This window comes from Arthrobacter sp. YD2, from assembly GCF_030410475.1.
GTDB classification, from domain to species: Bacteria; Actinomycetota; Actinomycetes; order Actinomycetales; family Micrococcaceae; genus Arthrobacter_B; species Arthrobacter_B zhangbolii.
In genome coordinates this window covers 958759-978577 of sequence record NZ_JAUHHB010000001.1, presented here as the reverse complement: position 1 = coordinate 978577, position 19819 = coordinate 958759, and the positions used below count along the sequence as shown (strand labels likewise).

The following is a 19819-nucleotide window of genomic DNA, read 5'->3' as shown; positions in this document are numbered from 1 at the left end:
TCATGTCACGGCTCCCAGCTGCCACGGGACAAACTCATCCTGTCCGAGTTCCAGTTCCTCACTCACGGTCTGCCGGCCCGAGGCGGTGGCCAGGATCCGGTGGAAGATCCGCTCCCCCATCTCCTGCAGGTCGGTTCCGCCGTCAATGATTTCGCCGCAGTTGATGTCGATGTCTTCCGCCATCCGGCGGTACAGCTCCGTGTTGGTGCCCAGTTTGATGCTGGGCACCGGGCGGCAGCCCAGCACCGAACCACGTCCGGTGGTGAAACACACCACCGTGGCCCCGCCGGCCACAATTCCGGTGACGGATACCGGGTCATAGCCCGGTGTATCCATAAAAACGAGCCCGGGCCCGCGGATCCGGTCCGCATAGCCAATGACATCGGTGAGCTCGGCACGGCCTGCCTTGGCAACGGCGCCCAGCGACTTTTCCAGGATGGTGGTCAGTCCGCCCGCCTTGTTGCCCGGCGACGGGTTATTGTCCAGGCTGCCTCCGCCGCGGAGCGCGTACTCCTGCCACCAGCCCAGCCGGTCCAGCAGCCGCTCCCCCACAGTGCGGGTTACCGCCCGGGCGGCAAGGAGGTGTTCCGCGCCGAAAACTTCCGGTGTTTCAGCCAGGACGGAAGTGCCGCCCCAGCCGACCAGCCGGTCCGAGGCCACGCCCAGTGCCGGATTGGCGGTGATGCCGGAGTAGCCGTCCGATCCGCCGCAGTTCATCCCCAGGACCAGCTCCGAGACATCGATCGGTTCGCGCCGGCATTCGTTCAGCACCGGCAGCATACGCCGGACTGCCTCCACGCCGGCACGTACCGATGCCCGCACCCCGCCGGATTCCTGGATGACCAGCCGCTCAACCAGCTCGGCGGATATCTCCGCATCGATCAGGCGGTCGGCCTGCAGCATTTCGCAGCCCAGCCCCACCACCAGCAGTCCGGCGAAGTTCGGATGGTGGGAATAGCCGGACAGGGTCCGGAAGAGAATCTCTGCACCTTCACTGCCAGCCACCAGGCCGCAGCCGGAGGAATGCGTCAGTGCCATCACGCCGTCGATATTGGGGAAGGCATCAAGGACCGGGCCGCGGAACTGGTCCGCGATCATCCGGGCGGTGCTCGCGGAGCAGTTGACGGAGGTCAGGATTCCGATGTAATTCCGCGTCCCGGCACGCCCGTTGCGCCGTCGGTAGCCCTGGAAGACCGGCCGCGGGCCGTCCGGCGCCGGCGGCTGGAAGCGTGCCGTGCCGAACTCAATGTCCTGCCCGGCTTCTGCCATCGCCAGGTTGTGGCTGTGGACATGGTCTCCGGCGGTAATCGGTGTGGTGGCCTGCCCAATGACCTGCCCGTATTTGTGTACCCGGTCTCCCGCGGCGATATCCGCCAGCGCCAACTTGTGCCCCTGCGGAATGTTGGCGGCGGGAACCAGGACGGACCCTCCGGGCCCCTCCACCGGCTCCCCTGCCGGGAGCAGGCGCAAGGCTACGCCTACTTCGTCCCCGTCAGCGAGGCGCAGCACGGCGGTGTGCCGTGCGGGTCCGCTCTGCGGGTTTTCGCTGTGCGGGCTTTCGCTGTGCGGCTCGGCGGTACTGCCCGCCGGCACTCCGGGAAGGCTGCTCACCAGTCGTGCACCGTCCCGTCCAGCAGCCGGTTGACCGGCAGGTACGCAGGTGTGTAGTCAAAGGATTTGGCGGCCTCGTCGTCGTAATCCACGCCCAGTCCCGGAGCCTCCCCGGGGTGCAGGAGCCCGTCCCTGAAGCTGTAGCCGGTGCGGAAGACGCGCAGGGTGTCCTCGGAGTGTTTCATGTACTCCTGGATCCCGAAGTTGTGCAGCGCCAGGCCCAGGTGCAGCTGGGCGGCCTGGCCCACCGGGGAAATATCCGTGGGTCCGTGGAACCCGGATTTAATCGAGTAAACGGCCGCGAAGTCCATCAGCTTCCGCAGCGCGGTGATGCCGCCGGTGTGGGTGACGGCCGAGCGGACATAGTCAATCAGCTGCTCGGTAATGAGGGTCTGATAGTCGTACACACTGTTGAACACTTCCCCGATGGCCAGCGGAACCGTGGTCTGCGAGCGCACGCGGCGCAGCGCCTCCTGGTTTTCCCCCGGTGTGCAGTCCTCCAGCCAGAACAGGTCATAGGGTTCCAGCGACTTTCCGAGCCCGGCAGCCTGGTTGGGGGTCATCCGGTGATGGCCGTCATGCAGCAGGACCAGTTCCGGACCGAACTCAGCCCGGACATCGGCGAAGACCTGGGGAATGTGGCGAAGATACGCCCGCGTGTCCCAGGCTTCCTCGGCGGGCAGCGGAGCCCGCAGCGCTGGTTCGTAGTCGTAGCGCTGTCCGGGCCGCTGGTCCGCGGCGACCCCGTAGATCTGGCCCAGTCCGGGGACTCCCGTCTGGACCCGGATGGCCCGGAAGCCCTGGTCCAGGTGATTGCGGATGGAGGTGAAGAGTGAATCCCGGTCGCTGCCCGAGGCATGGCCGTAGGCCCGGCAGCCCGTGCGTGACGCCCCGCCCAGCAGCCGGTAGAGCGGCAGCCCGGCCTCCTTGGCCAGGATGTCCCAGAGCGCGACGTCGACGGCGGCAATCGCTGCCATGGTGATCGGGCCGCGGCGCCAGTACGCCCCGCGGTACAGGTACTGCCAGGTGTCCTCGATCCGGCGTTCATCCCGGCCGATCAGCAGCGGCACCACGTGTTCCTTCAGATAGGCGGCCACCGCCAGTTCACGGCCGTTGACGGTGGCATCGCCCAGCCCGACCACCCCGGAATCGGTGGTCAGCCTGAGCGTGACGAAGTTGCGGCCGGGGCTGGTGACCAGCACTTCTGCCGAGCGGATTGCCATGGTCTCTCCTTGGTAGGGGTGGTGCTGGTAGGGGCGGTGCCGGTAGGGGTGGCTGACAGGTGTGGCGCCGGTAGGGGTGGAACTGAGCGGGATGAAACCGTGCGCCCGGTCGCGGTTCTCAGGGCCGGGGCGCGTAGGACTGCAGCGGAAGGTTGTAGGCGAGGTCTATTCCGGTCTCCACGGCCTCTGCCGCCGCCAGCCTGCCTTCCGCGACCAGACGGGCCAGGAAACCCGCATCGATCCTTCGGGCCAGGTCATGCCGGGCGGGGATGGACGCCAGCGCACGGGTGTCGTCAACGAAACCGCTGGTGTTGTAAAAGCCCGCGGTCTCCACCGCCGATTCGCGGAACCGGCGCATCTGTTCGGGACTGTCCAGGAACCACCAGGGCGCACCAAGCCGCAGGGCGGGATAGGCGCCGGCCAGGGGCGCCAGTTCCCGGGAGTACACCGTTTCGTCAGTGGTGAAGACAATCATCCGGAAACCCGGATCCATGCCGAAGCTGTTCAGCAGGGGCTGCAGCGCACGGGTGAATTCCACCCGCACCGGAATATCGAACCCCTTGTCGGTTCCATAGCGGCTGCGGACGGCACTGCTGTGGTTGCGCAGCACCCCCGGATGCAGCTGCATCACCAGCCCGTCCTCGGCGGACATGCGCGCCATTTCATACAGCATTCCGCCGGCGAAGGCTTCGGCTGCCGCCGCATCGGACTCACCGCGCAGCGCGGCGGCAAAGATGCTCCGGGCGTCGGCCGGATCCAACGGCTCGGCCGACGCGCTGAGATGTCCGTGGTCCGTGGCCCTGGCACCCGCCTGCAGGAACGCTGCCCGGCGTTGCCGCAGGGCCAGCAGGAACGAGTCGTAATCCCCCGCTTCGATGCCGGAGACTTCCGAGAGCCGGCGGACGTCGGCCGCCCAGCCGGGCCTGCGGATGTGCAGCAGGTCATCGGGACGGAACGTGGGCAGGATCCGCTGGCGCCCTTCCTGCTCTGCAAGCTTCCGGTGCCCTGCAAGGCCGGAGGCGGCAGAGTCGGTGGTGGCCAGCAGTTCCACGTTGAAGCGGTCCAGCAGCGCCCTGGGGCGGGACTCGTCCCGGGCCAGCCGGTCAAGAAGAAAATCGTAAAGCCCGTCGGCGGTTTCCTCCGAGGGAGGTGCAGGAGCCTCGAAGACCACCGCCAGTTCGTGTTCCAGCCAGTAGCGGGTGGGGGTTCCCCGGAAGAGTTTCCAGTTGCGGCAGAACCGGCGCCAGACCTCGCGGGGATCCGTCTCGTACGGGGATCCGTCCTGTGTGGGGATACCCAGTGCTGCGGGGCTTTCCCCCTGCGAGACGAGCATACGCACCAGGTAGTGGTCCGGGATCACGAACATCTCGGCGGGATTGGCAAAGGGCTCGTCCTGCACCAGCAGGTCCACGTCCACGTGCCCGTGCATCGACACAATGGGCAGTGCGGCGGTGGAGGCGTAGATTTCGCGGGCCAGGGCCCGGACGCCGGGCTCGGCCGGCAGGGCCCGATCCGGGTCCAGCTGCCAGGCGGTGCGCTGTTCGGTCACGTTGATGCCTCTCCTTTGAAACACGACGTTTGCAACAAATGCCACGCCCTGCACGGCCTGGTGCACTCCAATATGCGGGTGAATGCCTGAGAAGGCAAGGCCTTTCCGGGAGCGAATCAGCTTTGGAAAATCCGAACGGCGAAAGTATTGACACGGTTTGCAAACGATTGCATTGTGTGGTGTACGCCACACTCCGGTGGCCGCGACAACGAGGTGAGGCGGGTCCTGCAATGGCGGGTGCGGTAACTGTCAGGGATGTAGCGAGACTGGCCAGCGTCTCCGCATCAACGGTTTCACGTGCCCTCTCAGCATCGGACCTGGTCGCCCCGCACACCCGCGACCGCATCCTCGCCGCCGCAGCCCAGCTCGGGTACAGCGTGAACACCTCCGCACGCGGCCTGATCACCGGACGCACCAGCAACTTCGGCCTGGTGGTGCCGGATCTGGAAAACCCGTACTTCGCCTCAGTCACCAAGGGTGTGCAGGGCCGGGCCCTCAGCGAGGGCTACGCCGTTTTCGTGGCGGACTCGGACGAGGACGTGCGTGCGGAGATCGAGCTCGTACGGAAACTGGCCTCCCAGGTCGACGGGCTGATTCTCTGCTCCCCGCGCATGTCGGATGAGGATCTCGGGCAGATCGCCCGGGACACCACCATGGTGCTGATCAACCGGCGGCTGCCGCAGGTGGACAGCATCACTGTCGATGACACCGAGATTGTCCGCCAGGCGCTGGGACACCTTTACGCCCTGGGGCACCGCACGGTGTCCTACGCCGGCGGACCGGCGACGTCGTGGTCAGACAGCCAGCGCCGGAACGGCATCCGCCTGGCCCTCACCGATCTGCCGGGGCTCGAGGTGGTCAGCATCGGCTCCTTCCCGCCGGTTTTCGACGGCGGACTCTCCGCAGCTGACCTGGCGGCGGCGTCGGGCGCAACCGCGGTGCTGGCCTACAACGACCTCATGGCACTTGGCATCCTCTCGCGCCTGCAGGCGCGGGGCATACGCGTACCGGAGCAGATGAGCGTGGTGGGCATCGATGACGTCAGCGCCGCCACCCTGGTCTCGCCGGCGCTCACTACCGTCCGCGCTCCCCTGCGCAAGGTCGGAACGGCGGCCGTGGACGCGCTGATCGACCGCATTCTTCCCGAACGCCGGGATCTGCCGCCCGAGGCCCTGCCCATCCACCTGATGATCCGCGATTCAACATCCGTTCCCCACCGTTCAGCAGTGCCCCTCACGTCCCGCGAAGACGCAGGACTCAATGAAAGGTCAAGCAATGCGAAACAGTAAGAAATTGCAGATGGTTTCAGTCTTCGCGGCGACTGCGATGCTCGCAGCAGCCTGCGGGGCGCCCGGAGGAAATGCCGGCGGGGAAGAGCTCGCCACGAGCGACGTTCCCGATGCCCCGTCAGAGGCGGTGACGCTGAACATTCTCGACGTTGCCGGCAACAAACAGCTGACCGAAGGGATCTTCGACTCCTTTGTCAGCGAGCACCCCGATGTTGTCTCGGGAGTTACGTGGGAAACTGCGGGTGCACCGGATATGGCGGGGAAGGTCAAGGCCCAGCAGCAGGCAGGGAACCTGCAGATTGACCTGGTGCTCACCGGAACCGACGGCCTGTCCGCAGGGATCAGCGAGGATCTCTTTGTCCCCATCGCCGCGGACTACAAGGACCGGCTCTCGAATATGGACAACTACCAGGAGCCTGCAGCGGAAATGCAGAAACTGGCCGAGGACAAGGGGGTGGCCCTGACGTACTACCCCTCGGGTCCGCTGTTGGAGTACAACCCCGAGAAGGTTCCCAACCCGCCCACCACGGCCGAGGAGCTGCTGACCTGGACCCAGGAGAATCCCGGCCGGTTCGGGTACGCGCGCCCGGCAAACTCAGGTCCCGGCCGCACCTTCCTGATGGGGCTGCCCTACATCCTTGGCGACGACGATCCCAAGGACCCGGCGAACGGCTGGACGAAAACGTGGGACTACCTCCAGCAGCTGAACCAGAACATCAGCTCCTACCCCACCGGCACCGGCGTCACCATGAACAACCTGAAAAACGGGACCTGGGACATGGCACTGACCACCACCGGCTGGGACATCAATCCGAGGGCACTTGAGCAGGTGCCGGCCAACTTCGAGGTGCAGGCGCTGGAAGGCTTTACCTGGGTGACAGATGCCCAGTACGCGGTTGTCCCCAAGGGCGTGTCTGCGGACAAGATGTCGGCCATCCTGCAGGTCCTGCAGTATGCCCTGACCCCTGAGCAGCAGGCGAAAACCTATGACAGCGGCTATTTCTACCCGGGTCCGGCCGTTGAAGGCGTGACCCTGGACATGGCCCCGCAGAGCAGCCAGGACGTCATCGCCAAATTCGGCCGTCCTGAATACGACGCCCTCATTGAGGACAACCCCAAGGCAACCCCGATCAGTGCCGAGGATCTGGTCACGGCCTTTAACACCTGGGATACCGACGTGGCGAGCGGAAAGATCGAAGAAAAGAAATGAGCATCCAGGCAACTTCCTTCAAGACACTGGAGCTCGAGCACGTCGCCAGGAATTTCGGCGGACAGGCGGCTCTGAGCGACCTGAACCTGAATATCCGCAGCGGCGAATTTATCGCCCTGCTCGGACCCTCCGGCTGCGGAAAGTCCACGGCGCTGAACTGCCTGGCCGGGCTGCTGCCCCTCACCGGCGGACGCATCCTCATGGACGGCCGCCAAATAGACCGGTTGGTGCCGGAAAAACGGGGCTTCGGCATGGTATTCCAGAACTATGCGTTGTTTCCGCACCTGAGCGTGGAGAAAAACATCGCGTTCGGGCTGGAAATGCGCAGGATCCCCCGGGCCGAGATCAAAACCAGGGTGGCGGAGGCCATCGAGCTGGTCCAGCTCGGCCCGCATGCCAGGAAACTCCCCGGGCAGATGTCCGGCGGACAGCAGCAGCGGGTCGCCATCGCGCGCGCCGTAGTGCTGCGTCCCCCGCTGGTGCTGATGGATGAACCGCTCTCGAACCTGGATGCGAAGCTCCGGCTGGAGATGCGGACCGAAATCCGCCGCCTGCACCAGTCCCTCGGCCTGACCACGATCTACGTCACCCATGACCAGGAGGAGGCACTGTCCCTCGCTGACCGCCTGGTGGTGCTGCGCCAGGGCGAAGTCCAGCAGGTGGGCACGCCCCAGGACCTGCATGAGCACCCCGCCAACTGGCACGTTGCTGACTTCATGGGGTACCGGAACCTGCTCGACGGCGTCGTGGAGCATACGCGCGGCGGCATGGCCACTGTCTCCGTAGCGGGTACGGGCATCACCGGCGCCACCCGGGATCCGCTTGCCCCGGGAGACGCAGTGAAAGTGGGGATCCGCCCCGAGGACTTCGAAATCACCGATGCGGGCGGCCCGGACGCCGGCCATACCCGGCTCGAAGCGGTGGTCGAAGTGGTCGAATACCAGGGCCGGGAATTCGCGGTCGAAGCCCGGACCGACACCGGCCAGGCACTCCACATCCGGACCCACCGCACGGCCGAAGCAGGGCAGCGGATCACGGTCTCGGCGCCCCACGAACGGGTCCTTGTTTTTGCTTCAGCCCTGACGGCTGCGGCGCCCGTCCCGGAGCTGCAGGAGGCCACGCCATGACCCAGGCGCCCGGGAGGTCCCGCAGCGCCGCCCCGGAAAAACCCGGAACCCGCCCGGCACTCTCCCACCGGCTTGCCGAGCGCGGCATCGACCGGCTGCTCCTGCTGCTGGTGCCGGCCCTGCTGTTCGCCCTGGTGCTGTTTGTGTATCCGTTTGTCTACGGCCTCGGGCTGTCCTTCCAGCCGAGTGAAGGCGGCCTGTTCGGTGCCTACATCAAGTTCTTCACGGATCCCTCCATGCGGGGACTGGAATCCATCTGGATCACGCTGAAGCTCGCAGTCCCGGCCGCCGTCTTTAACGTTGCCGCCTCAATTCCCATCGCCTACAAGATGCGGGGAAAGTTCCGCGGCAAGCGGGCGCTGACCACCGTTCTGGTCATTCCGATTACCCTCGGCACCGTGCTGACAGCCGAAGGGCTGCTGAACTTCTTCGGCCAGCGCGGCTGGCTCAACCGGTTCCTGGAGATTTTCGGTTTCGGTCCCCTGGACCTGGTGCAGAACTACTGGGGAGTGCTGTGGTCCCTGATCATCTCGGGGTTTCCTTTCGCCTTCCTGCTGATCCTCTCCTACCTGTCCGGAATCGACCCCTCGTTGGAGGCCGCCGCACAGACGCTGGGCGCGGATTGGAAGCAGAGGTTCCGGAAGATCACGCTGCCGCTCCTGGCTCCCGGCCTGGCCATCACCTTCTGCCTGACCTTTGTCCTGGCCTTCAGCGTTTTTCCGTCGGCCATCCTGGTGGGTGACCCGTCCGGCTCCACCCGGGTGATCGCCTACGTCGCCTATAACGCCTGGGGGCAGCAGTTCGACTATCCCCTGGCATCTGCCGCCGCAATTGTCATGGGTGCGGTGGAACTACTCGTCATTATCCTGGTGCTGCTGTGGCGGTCCCGGATGTACAAGGGAAGCACCGGAGGCAAAGGCTGATGAGCGCAACCATCCTCAAGGACACCGAGGCACCGCCGGTACCGGAGCCCGGACGTCGGCAGTTGAAGGCCACCCCCGGAACGTTCCTGGTCTGGGGCGGCATGGCCCTGTTCCTGATTCTCCTTTTCGGCGTTGTCGCCTCCGTGGTGGTGAACTCCTTCGCCGGCCAGTGGTTCGACTCCTGGTTCCCCTCCGGCTATACAACCGCCTGGTACGGGGAAGCCTGGCAGCAGTACGATCTCACCCAGGTGGTCAGCACCACCGTGATTGTCGCCGTGGCCGTCGTCGGCATTTCGGTCCTCATCGGTGCGCCCGCCTCCTATGTCCTTGCCCGGCGCAGTTTCCCCGGCAAAAACATTGTCATGCTGGTCTTCCTCCTGCCGATCATGATGCCGCCGATCACGTACGGCATTCCGCTGGCGACACTGCTGACCTACTACCATCTGGCACCTGGCCTGACCGGGGTCATCCTGGCCAACCTCGTGCCTTCGGTACCGTTCGTCATCCTGACCATGACGCCGTTCATTGAACAGATCAACCCGTCCATCGAGTCCGCCGCGCGCATGTGCGGAGCCAATATGACACGGTTGTTTACCCGGATCCTTGCACCGCTGCTGATTCCGGGGGTGCTGGCCGCGGCTGTGCTGGTCCTGGTGCGCACCGTCGGAATGTTTGAACTGACCTTCCTCACCTCCAATTCAAGTTCCGACACCCTGGTGGTGGCACTCTTCACGGCGATGACGGGGGCCGGCATCCGGGCACAGCAGTCGGTGGACGCCATGGCCGTGATTTACATGCTCATGATGATGGTGCTCCTGGTGGTTGCGCTCCGGTTCGTGAATCCCACGCAGCTGGTTTCCCAGGTGCGTGAAGATGTGGACTGAGACCGGCCCGCAGATCCCTCCTGCCGCGGAAGCGGCTCCGCGGCTGAGCCGGGCGTCCCTTGCATCCGCCGGATGCGGTTCCGCGCTCGGTCCCGCGGTGGATCCGGGCAGCCTGCGGACCGGAATGGTCCATCTGGGGCTGGGGGCCTTCCACCGGGCACACCAGGCGGTGTACACCGAAGACGCTGCCGCTGCCACCGGCGACACCGGCTGGGGAATCCTGGGTGTGACCGGCAGGAGCGCCCGGGTGGCCGACACGCTGAAACCGCAGGACGGGCTGTACACGGTGCTGACGAAAGCGCAGCCCGGTGCGGGCAGTGCGGCCGATGCATCACTTCGGATCATCGGATCGCTGCGCGGCGCGGTGTTTCCCGGCCGTGACACACCACCGGTGCTCCGGGCACTGGCAGAACCGGACACCCGGGTGCTGACCCTGACGGTGACGGAGAAGGGCTATCCCCGGGATGCCTCAGGACATCTGGCCATGGCCGACGGCGTGGCAGCGGACCGGGCCGCCCTTGCTGCTGACAGCCGGCAGCGCCCGGCGTCCTCCGACGTCGCCGCCCGCACCCCGCTGGGCCTGCTGGCACGCGGCCTGTTTGCCCGCTACCGCTCATCGGGTGCCCCGCTCAGCGTGGTGTCCTGCGACAACCTCATTAGCAACGGTGCCCTGACGCGAACACTGGTCACGGAACTCGCGGAAGCCGGGGGCACCGGCTTTTGTGCCTGGCTGCAGGAATCGGTGGCGTTCCCCTCCACCATGGTGGACCGAATTGTCCCGGCAACCACGGAAGCAGACCGGCAGCTGGGCAGCGGCATACTCGGGCTCCGGGACGAGGCACTCGTGGTGGCGGAGCCCTTCGGCCAGTGGATTCTGGAGGATGACTTCGCCGCCGCCCGGCCGGCCTGGGAACTGGCCGGGGCGGTCCTGACCCCTGACGTGGCCCCGTTCGAAGCCGCGAAGCTGCGCCTGCTCAACGGCACCCACTCACTGCTGGCATACCTGGGTGCGCTGAAGGGTTACGCCACCATCGCCGACGCGGCAGCGGATGAGGACCTCGCCGCTGACGCGTCCGCGCTGCAGGCGGAGGCCATCCGCACCCTGGTTCCGCCCCCGGGGGTGGACCTGGAGGAATACTCGGCTTCCATCCTGGCCCGGTTCCGTAATCCGGCCCTCGGCCACACCACACTCCAGGTGGCCATGGACGGTTCCCAGAAGCTTCCGGTCCGCGCCCTGGCGACGGTGGCGGACCTGTTGGCTCTGGGTACGGTTCCGGAGGCCCTGGCCCGGCTGGTGGCCGCGTGGATGGTGTTCGTTTACCGGCAGCGGAATGTCCACGGTTCCGTGCTGCCGCTGGAGGACCCGTTGCGGGAAACCCTGGCCGCACAGGCTGCCGGCCCGGAATCCGGGCTTGTCGACAGGCTCCTGGACCTCTCCGCGGTGTTCCCGCCCCCGGTGGCCGGCCACCCCGGTTTCCGCGCAGCCGTCAAGGTCCATGCCGCTGAGCTGCTCGCCGCGGTTCCGGGGCGCTAGGGCCGTGTTGCGTGCCCGGTCCACATGCCGAAGGACACCCCGGTTGGATCTCGAAAAATGCCGAACCACCGATCGGCGCCACCCAAAGCAACCCGGGATCGCTCTACCAGGCCGCCGAGCGCTGCAACACGGTCGAGCGCTGCCTCAAGGTCATCGACCGCCACATACAACCGCGGTCCTGCAGACGGAGGAGGTGCCGACGGGTCCGCCCGCTGAAGCCCGCCTATTCCGCGATCGCCTGCCTTGATGATCCAGTAGTCCGCTCCGAGCTCCGTGTCCTCGAAGGCAGGCTCAAAAGACCATCCTGAGAGTGCCGTATGGAACTGCTGAAAAAGCTCCGGATCTGTCGTCTCGACTTCCCACCACACCACCTTGTCCATGGCCTCATGCTATGGACTAGCGGACTGGCCACGTTCCTCAACACGCCCTGGCGGTTCCCGAAGGCCAGGCAGGCCGCCGGGCAGCACCCGCCGGGCACACCGCAGGAGCCCGATACGGCAAAGGCCGGCGGCGCAGGGCTTTTGCCCCGCACCGCCGGCCCCACGGATCCGGTGTAGTGCGCCGGTGCCCGGCAGGCCCGTCAGTTCCCTGCTGCGCCCAGCACTGCAGCGCCGTAGCCGGGCAGCTGCAGTGCGTCGCCGTAAAGCTCCGACGGGCCCGTCTCAAGCAGGACCTGCGCTGCTGTACCCAGGGGAACCGGAACTTCCCGCGCCGTATCGGCGAAGTTCAGCGCCACGGCGGTGTCTCCGCGCCGGAACACCAGCCAGCGTCCCACCTCGTCGAAGTCCACACTCGTAGCATCCATATCCGGGTCGGTCAGGTCCGGACGGTTTCGGCGCAGGTCCAGGAGTTGCCGGTACAACCCCAGCAGCCGGCCGTGGCCATCACTTTCAGCTTCGGACCAGTCCAGCTTCGAATTGGCGAAGGTCTGCGGGTCCTGCGGATTCGGTACCGTGTCCGGATCCCATCCCATCCGTTCGAATTCCCGCAGCCGTCCTTCCGCCGTCGCCTTGCCCAGGTCAGGTTCCGGATGCGAGGTAAAGAACTGCCAGGGAGTGGACGCCCCGAATTCCTCGCCCATAAAGATCATGGGCGTAAACGGCGACGTCAGGTTCAGCACGGCCGCCAGCGCCAGCTGCGGGTAGTCCAGGCTCGCGCTGAGCCGGTCCCCTGCCGCCCGGTTGCCGATCTGGTCATGGTTCTGGGTGCAGACCACCAGCTGCCGGGCGGACACCCGGTCCTTGTCGATCGGCCGTCCGTGGGTTCGTCCGCGGAAGGATGAGAAGGTGCCGTTGTGGAAGAAGCCTTCCTGCAGCACCTTCGCCAGGGCTTCGACGGAATCGAAGTCCTCGTAGTAGCCCCCGTTTTCCCCGGTGAGGTTGGTGTGCGCGGCATGATGGAAGTCATCGGACCACTGCCCGGCCAGGCCGTAGCCGTTCACGTTCCGCGGCGTGATCAGCCGGGGGTTGTTCAGGTCGGATTCGGCAATCAGGAACAGCGGTTTGCCGAGTGTTTCCGCGCACTCATCGGTGGCGGCAGCAATCTCTTCGAGGATGTGCACCGCCCGTTCGTCGTGCAGTGCGTGGACGGCGTCCAGGCGCAGCCCGTCCACGTGGTAGTCGCGGAACCACATCAGCACGTTCTCCACGATGTACTCGCGGACTGTGTCCGACAGCGGCCCGTCCAGGTTCACCGAGTCACCCCAGGTGTTGGCTTTCCCTTCCGTGAGGTAGGGGCCGAACATGGGCAGGTAGTTGCCGCTGGGACCAAGGTGGTTATAGACCACGTCCTGGATAACGCCCAGGCCCGCCCGGTGCGCGGCGTCGACAAAGCGCTGGTAGGCCTCGGGCCCGCCGTAGGTTTCCTGCACGGAATACCACAGCACGCCGTCGTAGCCCCAGTTGTGTGTCCCGTTGAAGGAGTTCACCGGAAGCAGCTCCACGTACCGCACGCCCAGGTCCGCCAGGTAGCCCAGCCGTTCGATGGCTGCATCCAGGGTTCCCTCGGGGGTGAAGGTGCCAACATGCATCTCGTAGATGGCCCCGCCGTCGAGCCCCGGAGACACCCAGTCCCCGTCCTGCCAGTCGAAGAGCTCCGGGTCAAACGTCCGGGACAGCTCGTGCACGCCCGCCGGCTGCCGGCGGGAGCGCGGATCAGGCACCGGAGTCCCGGCGTCGTCAATGAGATAGCCGTAGTCAATGTCCTCGAGCAGCTCGGCATGCTGGGCGTGCCACCAGCCGTTCTCACCCCGGCTCATGGACAGGCGGCGCCCGTCCGCCAGCAGGGTCATGGTGTTGGCTTTGGGAGCCCACACATCGAAGTTCGTCCTCACTCGCCGTCCTCCCGAACCAGCAGCGCCACCGGGTAGCTGCCGAACAGATCTGCGACGGCCACCCGGCCGTCGCTTGTATGGGTAGTTCCCGTAATGACGTCGCGGTAGGTTCCCGCGGGCAGCAACACACCGGTTTCCTGCCAGCCGCCCTGCACCTGCAGCCCCACCGGGAGGCGGGTCACCAGGGTCACTGCTCCGCCGCGGTCAAAACCGAAAAGGTGCCGGGCTGCCGGGCCCTCCGCTGTGACGGGAACGTAGCCGCTGAAGAGCTCGGGCCGGCCGCGCTTGAGCTGGAGCGCGCGGGTGGTGATCAGCAGTTTTGCCGCTGCGTCCTCATCAACTTCCGGGGCTCCGGTTCCGGCGAACGACGCCGCCACGTCCCGGCGGCGCTGGAAGTCCACCTCGCGCCGGTTGTCCGGGTCCACGAGGGACCGGTCCCAGAATTCCGTGCCCTGGTAGACATCCGGAACGCCGGGCATGGTCAGTTGCAGCAGCTTGGCCGAGAGCGAGTTGGAGTATCCCGCGGTGCGGATCCGCTCCACCAGGGAGGTAACCAGGGTATTCACCTCGGCGTCGTCAAACGCGGCGTCGATCGCGGCGTGCATCCGGGCTTCGAACGCTGCGTCGGGGGCCGTCCAGGTGGTGCTGGCAGATGCCTCCCGTGAGGCTTTTTCCGCGTACGCATGTGCACGGTCCCGGCTGAGCGGCCAGGCGCCGATGACGGCCTGCCAGAGCAGGTTCGCCATCGGCTCGTCACCCATGGGCGCCAGTGCCTGCAGTTTCCGGAAGGCGGCTGCCCACTCGTCGGGGATTTCCGAGAGAACGGAAATCCGGGCGCGGGTGTCTTCGCTGCGCTTGGTGTCATGCGTGGTCAGGGCCGTCATGGCAGCGGGCTGTTCCAGCTGCCGCCGAAGCAGCCTGGCATGCAGCTCAAACGGCGTGACGGCGAAGTGCGCCGGGTCGGCACCCACTTCGTTCAGGGAGGTCAGGCGTGAGTAGCGGTAGAACGCGGTGTCCTCCACGCCTTTCGCCATCACCATCCCGGAGGTCTGCTGGAACCGGACCGCGAGTTCTCCGAGGTCAGCCAGCGGGACAGTGGACGTCTCCCCTGCCGGCAGCGGGTTCAGCAGCCGGTGCAGGATGTGCAGGGCACCGGCAAGGTCCGGCCGACGAACGGTCGCGGCAACCACGGCGTCCGTGAGGTATTCACTCCCCTCGGGCAAGTAGCTGCGGTAGACCGGGAAGCAGGCCAGCAGCTCCGCCAGGGCGTCCGCTGCGGTTGCCGGATCCAGCCCTGAGTCCGCGGGCAGGAGCCGCACCAGCCGCTGCACCTCCGAGTTCAGCAGCTGATCCGCGATGCCGCGCTTGGTGCCGTGGATCATGTCGGCGTAGGGCTCGGTAGGCACGAGGGCGGTGAGTGTCTCCTCGCCGGCCGGGTCGGTGAAGAGACGGTCGACGTCGGCGAGCGCGTCGTAGCCTGTGGTGCCTTCGGTTTCCCAGTCCCGGGGCAGGGACTCTCCCGGTTCCAGAATCTTTTCAACCAGGATGTAGGCGCCGCCGGTAAGTTCCCGCAGCCGGGCGAGGTAGCCCTTGGGGTCCGCGAGTCCGTCCGGGTGGTCGATCCGCAGTCCGTCCACGAGCGACTCGTCGAACCACCGTCGGATCTCGGCGTGGGCCTCGTCGAACACCCAGGGCTCCTCCACGCGGATGCCTGCCAGGGTGTTGACGCCGAAGAACCGGCGGTAGTTCAGCTCGCTGTCGGCCCGCCGCCAGTTCACCAGTTCATAGTGCTGACGTGCGTGGACTTCCTGTGCCGAATCCCCGTCCCGCGCCGTGCCGGGTGCCACCGGGTAGCGGTTCTCGTAGTAGTGCAACTCACCGTTGACCAGCTTGAGCTGCTCCAGTTCGTTGTCGCCGTCGCCCAGGACGGGAAGGCGCAGCTTTCCGCCACCCGCTTCCCAGTCAATGTCGAAAGCCTCCGCGTACCGGGAGCCGCGGCCGTGTTCGAGTACCGACCACCACCATTTGTTCCGGGCAGGCGTGGCGACGCCCATGTGGTTGGGCACAATGTCCACCAGCACCCCCATCCCGGCTGCGTGAGCGGCCTCCGAGAGTGCCCTGAGCCCGTCAGCTCCGCCCCTGGCCGGATCGACGGCGGAGGGGTCAACCACGTCGTAGCCGTGGTCGGAGCCCTCCTCCGCTGTCAGGATCGGCGAGAGGTAGACCCAGTCCACGCCGAGGTCCGCCAGGTACGGGACCAGGGCGGCGGCGTCGTGGAGGGTGAACGACGGGCGGATCTGCAGGCGGTACGTGGACAGCGGGGTCCTCATTCGGCCGTCCCGGGGTTCTGCTGTGCCTTCGACCCGGCCAGTGCCGCGAGCGAAGCGGCCACGGAGTGGTCGTGTTCCTCTTCTTCGGCATGGGCCCGCAGCACCGCCATGGATTTGGCAGCCACACTCAGCTGGCTGTCCGCCGGTACCGGGTCCGCATCCGCATATTCACCGGCAGTGTCAATGACTACATCCCACATGGGGGCGTACTCCTTGGCCGGGACGGTGACCTTCACAGCCTCGTCGTGCGCGTTGAAGTAGAGCAGGAAGTTCGCGTCGGTGATCCGCTGTCCGCGGGCGTCCTTGCCGCGGATTCCCTGCCCGTTGAGGAACACGCCCAGGGACCGGCTGACCGGGGTGTCCCAGTCATCCGGAGACATGGGGGTGCCGTCCTCGGTGAGCCAGACGATGTCCGGCAGCGCTTCGCCCTCACCGCGCCGGACGGGCCGTCCGTCGAAGAAGCGGCGCCGGCGGAACGTGGGATGTTCGGCGCGCAGCGTGTTGACCGCAGCAGTGAACTCCATGAGCGGGGTGTCCATGGAATCCCAGTTGATCCAGCTCAGCTCGGAGTCCTGGGCATAGGTGTTGTTGTTGCCCTGCTGGGTCCGGCCCAGCTCGTCGCCGTGCGCGATCATGGGCACGCCCTGGGAGAGCAGCAGCGTGGCAAGGAAGTTTCTCTGCTGCCGGGCGCGCAGGGAGAGCACGTTGGGATCATCGGTGGGTCCCTCGGCTCCACAGTTCCAGGACCGGTTGTGGGACTCGCCGTCGTTGTTGTCCTCACCGTTGGCTTCGTTGTGTTTCTCGTTGTAGGACACCAGGTCATGCAGCGTGAAACCGTCGTGGGCGGTAACGAAGTTGATGGAGGCAACGGGCCGGCGGGCCGAGGACTCGTAGAGGTCGGCGGACCCGGTGATGCGGGAGGCGAATTCGCCAAGGGTGGATGGCTCGCCGCGCCAGAAGTCGCGGACCGTGTCGCGGTACTTGCCGTTCCACTCGGTCCACTGGGGCGGGAAGTTGCCCACCTGGTAGCCGCCGGGTCCGATGTCCCAAGGCTCGGCAATCAGCTTCACCTGGGAAACTACCGGGTCCTGCTGCACCAGTTCGAAGAACGTGGACAGCTTGTCCACATCGTAGAACTCGCGGGCCAGAGTGGAGGCGAGGTCGAAGCGGAAACCGTCCACATGCATTTCCGTCACCCAGTAACGCAGCGAGTCCATGATCAGCTGCAGGGAGTGCGGGTTGCCGACATTCAGCGAGTTGCCGGTGCCGGTGTAGTCCATGTAGTACCGCTTGTCATCGTCCACCAGACGGTAGTAGGACGCGTTGTCGATACCGCGGAAGGAGATGGTGGGGCCCAGGTGGTTGCCCTCGGCCGTGTGGTTGTAAACCACGTCCAGAATCACTTCGATGCCCGCAAGGTGCAGTGCGCGCACCATTGCCTTGAATTCCTGGACCTGCTGCCCGTGGTCGCCCGTGGCGCTGTAGACGTTGTGCGGTGCGAAGAAGCCGATGGTGTTGTAACCCCAGTAGTTGGACAGCCCCTTCTCCTGCAGGGTCGAGTCATTCACGAACTGGTGGACCGGCATAAGTTCAATCGCGGTGATGCCCAGTTTCTGCAGATGGGCGATCACCGAGGGGTGTGCGACGCCGGCGTACGTGCCGCGCTGCTCTTCCGGAACGTCGGGGTGCAGTTCCGTCAGGCCCTTGACGTGGGCCTCGTAGATCACTGACTGGTGGTACGGGGTCTTGGGCTTCCGGTCCCCGTCCCAGTCGAAGAACGGGTTGATCACCACGCCCATCATCATGTGCGGTGCCGAATCCTCGTCATTGCGTGAGTTTTCGTCACCGAAGTTGTAGCCAAACAGCGCCTGGTCCCAGTCGATTTCCCCGGCCACGGCCTTGGCATACGGGTCCAGCAGCAGCTTGTTGGGGTTGCACCGGTTCCCGTTCTCGGGATCATTCGGTCCGTCGACACGGAACCCGTATTTCTGCCCCGGCATAACCTGCGGCAGGTAACAGTGCCAGACGTATCCATCCACCTCGCTCAGGCGGATCTGTTCCTCATTGCCGTCCTCATCGAACAGACACAGCGTTACGGAGTCCGCCACTTCGCTGTAGAGCGCGAAGTTAGTGCCGTTTCCGTCGTAGGTTGCACCCAGCGGATAGGCATCTCCCGGCCAAACTTCCATGTAGAGCTCCTGACTAGTTCAGTGACAACACCAAATTGATATGTCTGCTTACTTTTCTACCCCAGACTTGGAGCTTACTTGAATTCCCGGCCCCGGATGGGCGGTGAATTCCGCGACAAGCGATCGGATCTGCGGGTCAAGGCGGGATGGGGCCACCGGGCCGGCGGCTGCTGCGAGGCTGCCGGCCCGGCCGTGCAGGCTCGCAGCCGCTGCGGCCAGACGGGCGTAATGACCGGGTCCGCGCCGGTCCGCAGGCGTGCGGTCCGTGGCGAGCAGTGCGCCAAGGATGCCCGAGAGCGTGTCGCCGCTGCCCGCCGTCGCCAGCCACGGTGTTGCCTCGGCCTGGCTGTACAGCTCTCCGGTGGGCGCTGCTGCCAGCGTGGCCCAGCCCTTGAGCAGGACGGTGGCACCGGTGCGTTGGGCAGCGAGCCGGGCAAAGCGGACCGGGTCGCCCTCAATATCGGTGCGTGAGACCTCCTCCCCCATGCTGCGGAGCAGGGCGGTGAGTTCCCCGGCATGGGGGGTCAGCACGACGGCGGGATGAAGTCCCGGACCCGCGGCGGCCACTGCGTCGGCGTCGATCACTGCGGGCAGGCCCGAAGCCATGGCGTCCACGGCGCGGCGACGCTGCTCTTCGTCATCCCCGGCTCCCGGCCCGGCAAGCCAGGCCTGGACATGGGTTCCGTTGACCGTGCCGGTGCTGCACACAGCTTCCGGATGGGCCAGGTTGATCAGCCGGGCCACACCCTCCGGGCCCAGATAGCGGACCATTCCGACGCCGGTCGCCAGGGCTGCGCCGGTGGCCATCAGCGCCGCGCCGGGGTAAGCGGAGGAACCTGCGGCGATGCCAAGGACACCGCGGCTGTATTTGTGGTCAGCCCGGTCCGGGACCGGCAGGATACGGGCCAGCTCCGCCTCCTGCAGCCGGTAGGCGTCCGGGGTGCCAAGGTAGTCTCCGAGGCCGATGTCGATGCAATGGATGGATCCGGCGGCCACGGCGCCGGGGCCGGCCAGGAGCCCGGTTTTGACCGCGCCGAAGGTCACTGTCATATCAGCGTGCAGGCAGGTTCCCGGCATCCGCCCGGTGTCTGCGTCCACACCGCTGGGCAGGTCGCAGGCAATTACCAGCGGGCCGGCACCCCGCTCCCGTGCGGCGTTGAGCTCTTCGGCAAGCGCCCGGACCGGGCTCCGCAGTCCGCCGGATCCTCCGGTGCCCAGGACCCCGTCCAGCACTGCGTCCGCCGCCAAACACACTGCCGCACACTCTGCGGCGTTTACTTCGGTCAGCTCCCGGACCGTACCACCCTGCGTGCGGAAGGCGGCCAGTGCCTCCGGATGCGCTGCCGGCGCGGTGAGCACTGCTTCTGCCGCTACTCCGCGCGCGGCCAGCCGGGCGGCTGCGTAGAGGGCATCGCCTCCATTGTTACCGCTGCCGGCCAGCACCACGAGGCGGGCGCCGTAGAGCCGTCCCCTGCGGGTTTTGAGGGCGGACGCAGCAGCAGCGTGCAGCCCGTAGGCTGCACGCTGCATAAGTTCTGCTCCGCGCCCCTCCGCAAGCAGCGGGGCCTCGGCACGGCGGACGGCGGTTCCGGTATAGGCACTGATCATGCGCTACACC

The 19819-nt window shown here is 66.3% G+C and carries 14 protein-coding genes; 6 read left to right on the top strand and 8 right to left on the bottom strand.

All coding sequences use genetic code 11. The features are described 5' to 3' along the window. The 3 genes from QWJ37_RS04810 to uxaC all read right to left on the bottom strand — a co-directional run bounded on the left by QWJ37_RS04810 (position 1) and on the right by uxaC (position 4383). Complete coding sequence (locus QWJ37_RS04810) at positions 1-1611, bottom strand: altronate dehydratase family protein (RefSeq protein ID WP_290244387.1); 1611 nt, start codon at positions 1609-1611, stop codon at positions 1-3. Then, complete coding sequence (gene manD / locus QWJ37_RS04805) at positions 1608-2834, bottom strand: D-mannonate dehydratase ManD (protein WP_290244385.1); 1227 nt, start codon at positions 2832-2834, stop codon at positions 1608-1610. Before manD ends, QWJ37_RS04810 begins: the two co-directional genes overlap by 4 nt. A gap of 118 nt (positions 2835-2952) precedes the next feature. Further along, complete coding sequence (gene uxaC / locus QWJ37_RS04800) at positions 2953-4383, bottom strand: glucuronate isomerase (RefSeq protein ID WP_227928810.1); 1431 nt, start codon at positions 4381-4383, stop codon at positions 2953-2955. A gap of 230 nt (positions 4384-4613) precedes the next feature. On the opposite strand from uxaC, the gene QWJ37_RS04795 reads away from it, so the two are divergent. From QWJ37_RS04795 to QWJ37_RS04770, 6 genes are read left to right on the top strand one after another with little or no spacing between them, the layout of a single operon-like run. Continuing rightward, on the top strand, positions 4614-5672 hold the full coding sequence (locus QWJ37_RS04795; RefSeq protein WP_290244382.1) for a LacI family DNA-binding transcriptional regulator: 1059 nt from the start codon (positions 4614-4616) through the stop codon (positions 5670-5672). 10 nt (positions 5673-5682) lie between these two features. Continuing rightward, positions 5683-6882, top strand: coding sequence for an extracellular solute-binding protein (locus tag QWJ37_RS04790; RefSeq protein ID WP_227928809.1), 1200 nt, complete (start codon positions 5683-5685; stop codon positions 6880-6882). After that, the gene (locus QWJ37_RS04785; protein WP_290244379.1) at positions 6879-8009 is read left to right on the top strand and encodes an ABC transporter ATP-binding protein; all 1131 of its coding nucleotides are present in this window, start codon (positions 6879-6881) and stop codon (positions 8007-8009) included. The genes QWJ37_RS04790 and QWJ37_RS04785 overlap by 4 nt, the downstream gene beginning before the upstream one ends. Next, entirely contained in the window at positions 8006-8932 is a 927-nt protein-coding gene (locus QWJ37_RS04780) for a sugar ABC transporter permease (protein ID WP_290244377.1), read from the top strand. The genes QWJ37_RS04785 and QWJ37_RS04780 overlap by 4 nt, the downstream gene beginning before the upstream one ends. After that, positions 8932-9816: an ABC transporter permease subunit gene (locus QWJ37_RS04775; RefSeq protein WP_227903797.1), complete on the top strand. Its 885-nt coding sequence runs from the start codon at positions 8932-8934 to the stop codon at positions 9814-9816. The genes QWJ37_RS04780 and QWJ37_RS04775 overlap by 1 nt, the downstream gene beginning before the upstream one ends. Continuing rightward, positions 9806-11350, top strand: a complete 1545-nt coding sequence (locus QWJ37_RS04770) for a mannitol dehydrogenase family protein (protein ID WP_290244374.1) — start codon at positions 9806-9808, stop codon at positions 11348-11350. The genes QWJ37_RS04775 and QWJ37_RS04770 overlap by 11 nt, the downstream gene beginning before the upstream one ends. On the opposite strand, the gene QWJ37_RS04765 is transcribed toward QWJ37_RS04770, so the two are convergent. The 5 genes from QWJ37_RS04765 to QWJ37_RS04745 all read right to left on the bottom strand — a co-directional run bounded on the left by QWJ37_RS04765 (position 11347) and on the right by QWJ37_RS04745 (position 19809). Further along, positions 11347-11730: a VOC family protein gene (locus QWJ37_RS04765; RefSeq protein WP_290244373.1), complete on the bottom strand. Its 384-nt coding sequence runs from the start codon at positions 11728-11730 to the stop codon at positions 11347-11349. The genes QWJ37_RS04770 and QWJ37_RS04765 overlap by 4 nt on opposite strands. Before the next feature lie 200 nt (positions 11731-11930). Further along, positions 11931-13682: a malto-oligosyltrehalose trehalohydrolase gene (treZ, locus tag QWJ37_RS04760; RefSeq protein ID WP_290244371.1), complete on the bottom strand. Its 1752-nt coding sequence runs from the start codon at positions 13680-13682 to the stop codon at positions 11931-11933. Next, entirely contained in the window at positions 13679-16012 is a 2334-nt protein-coding gene (gene treY, locus QWJ37_RS04755) for a malto-oligosyltrehalose synthase (protein ID WP_290244369.1), read from the bottom strand. The genes treZ and treY overlap by 4 nt, the downstream gene beginning before the upstream one ends. After that, entirely contained in the window at positions 16009-18201 is a 2193-nt protein-coding gene (gene glgX / locus QWJ37_RS04750) for a glycogen debranching protein GlgX (protein WP_290244367.1), read from the bottom strand. The genes treY and glgX overlap by 4 nt, the downstream gene beginning before the upstream one ends. Positions 18202-18249: 48 nt before the next feature. Further along, positions 18250-19809, bottom strand: a complete 1560-nt coding sequence (locus tag QWJ37_RS04745) for an NAD(P)H-hydrate epimerase (RefSeq protein WP_290244365.1) — start codon at positions 19807-19809, stop codon at positions 18250-18252. Positions 19810-19819 lie beyond the last annotated feature (10 nt).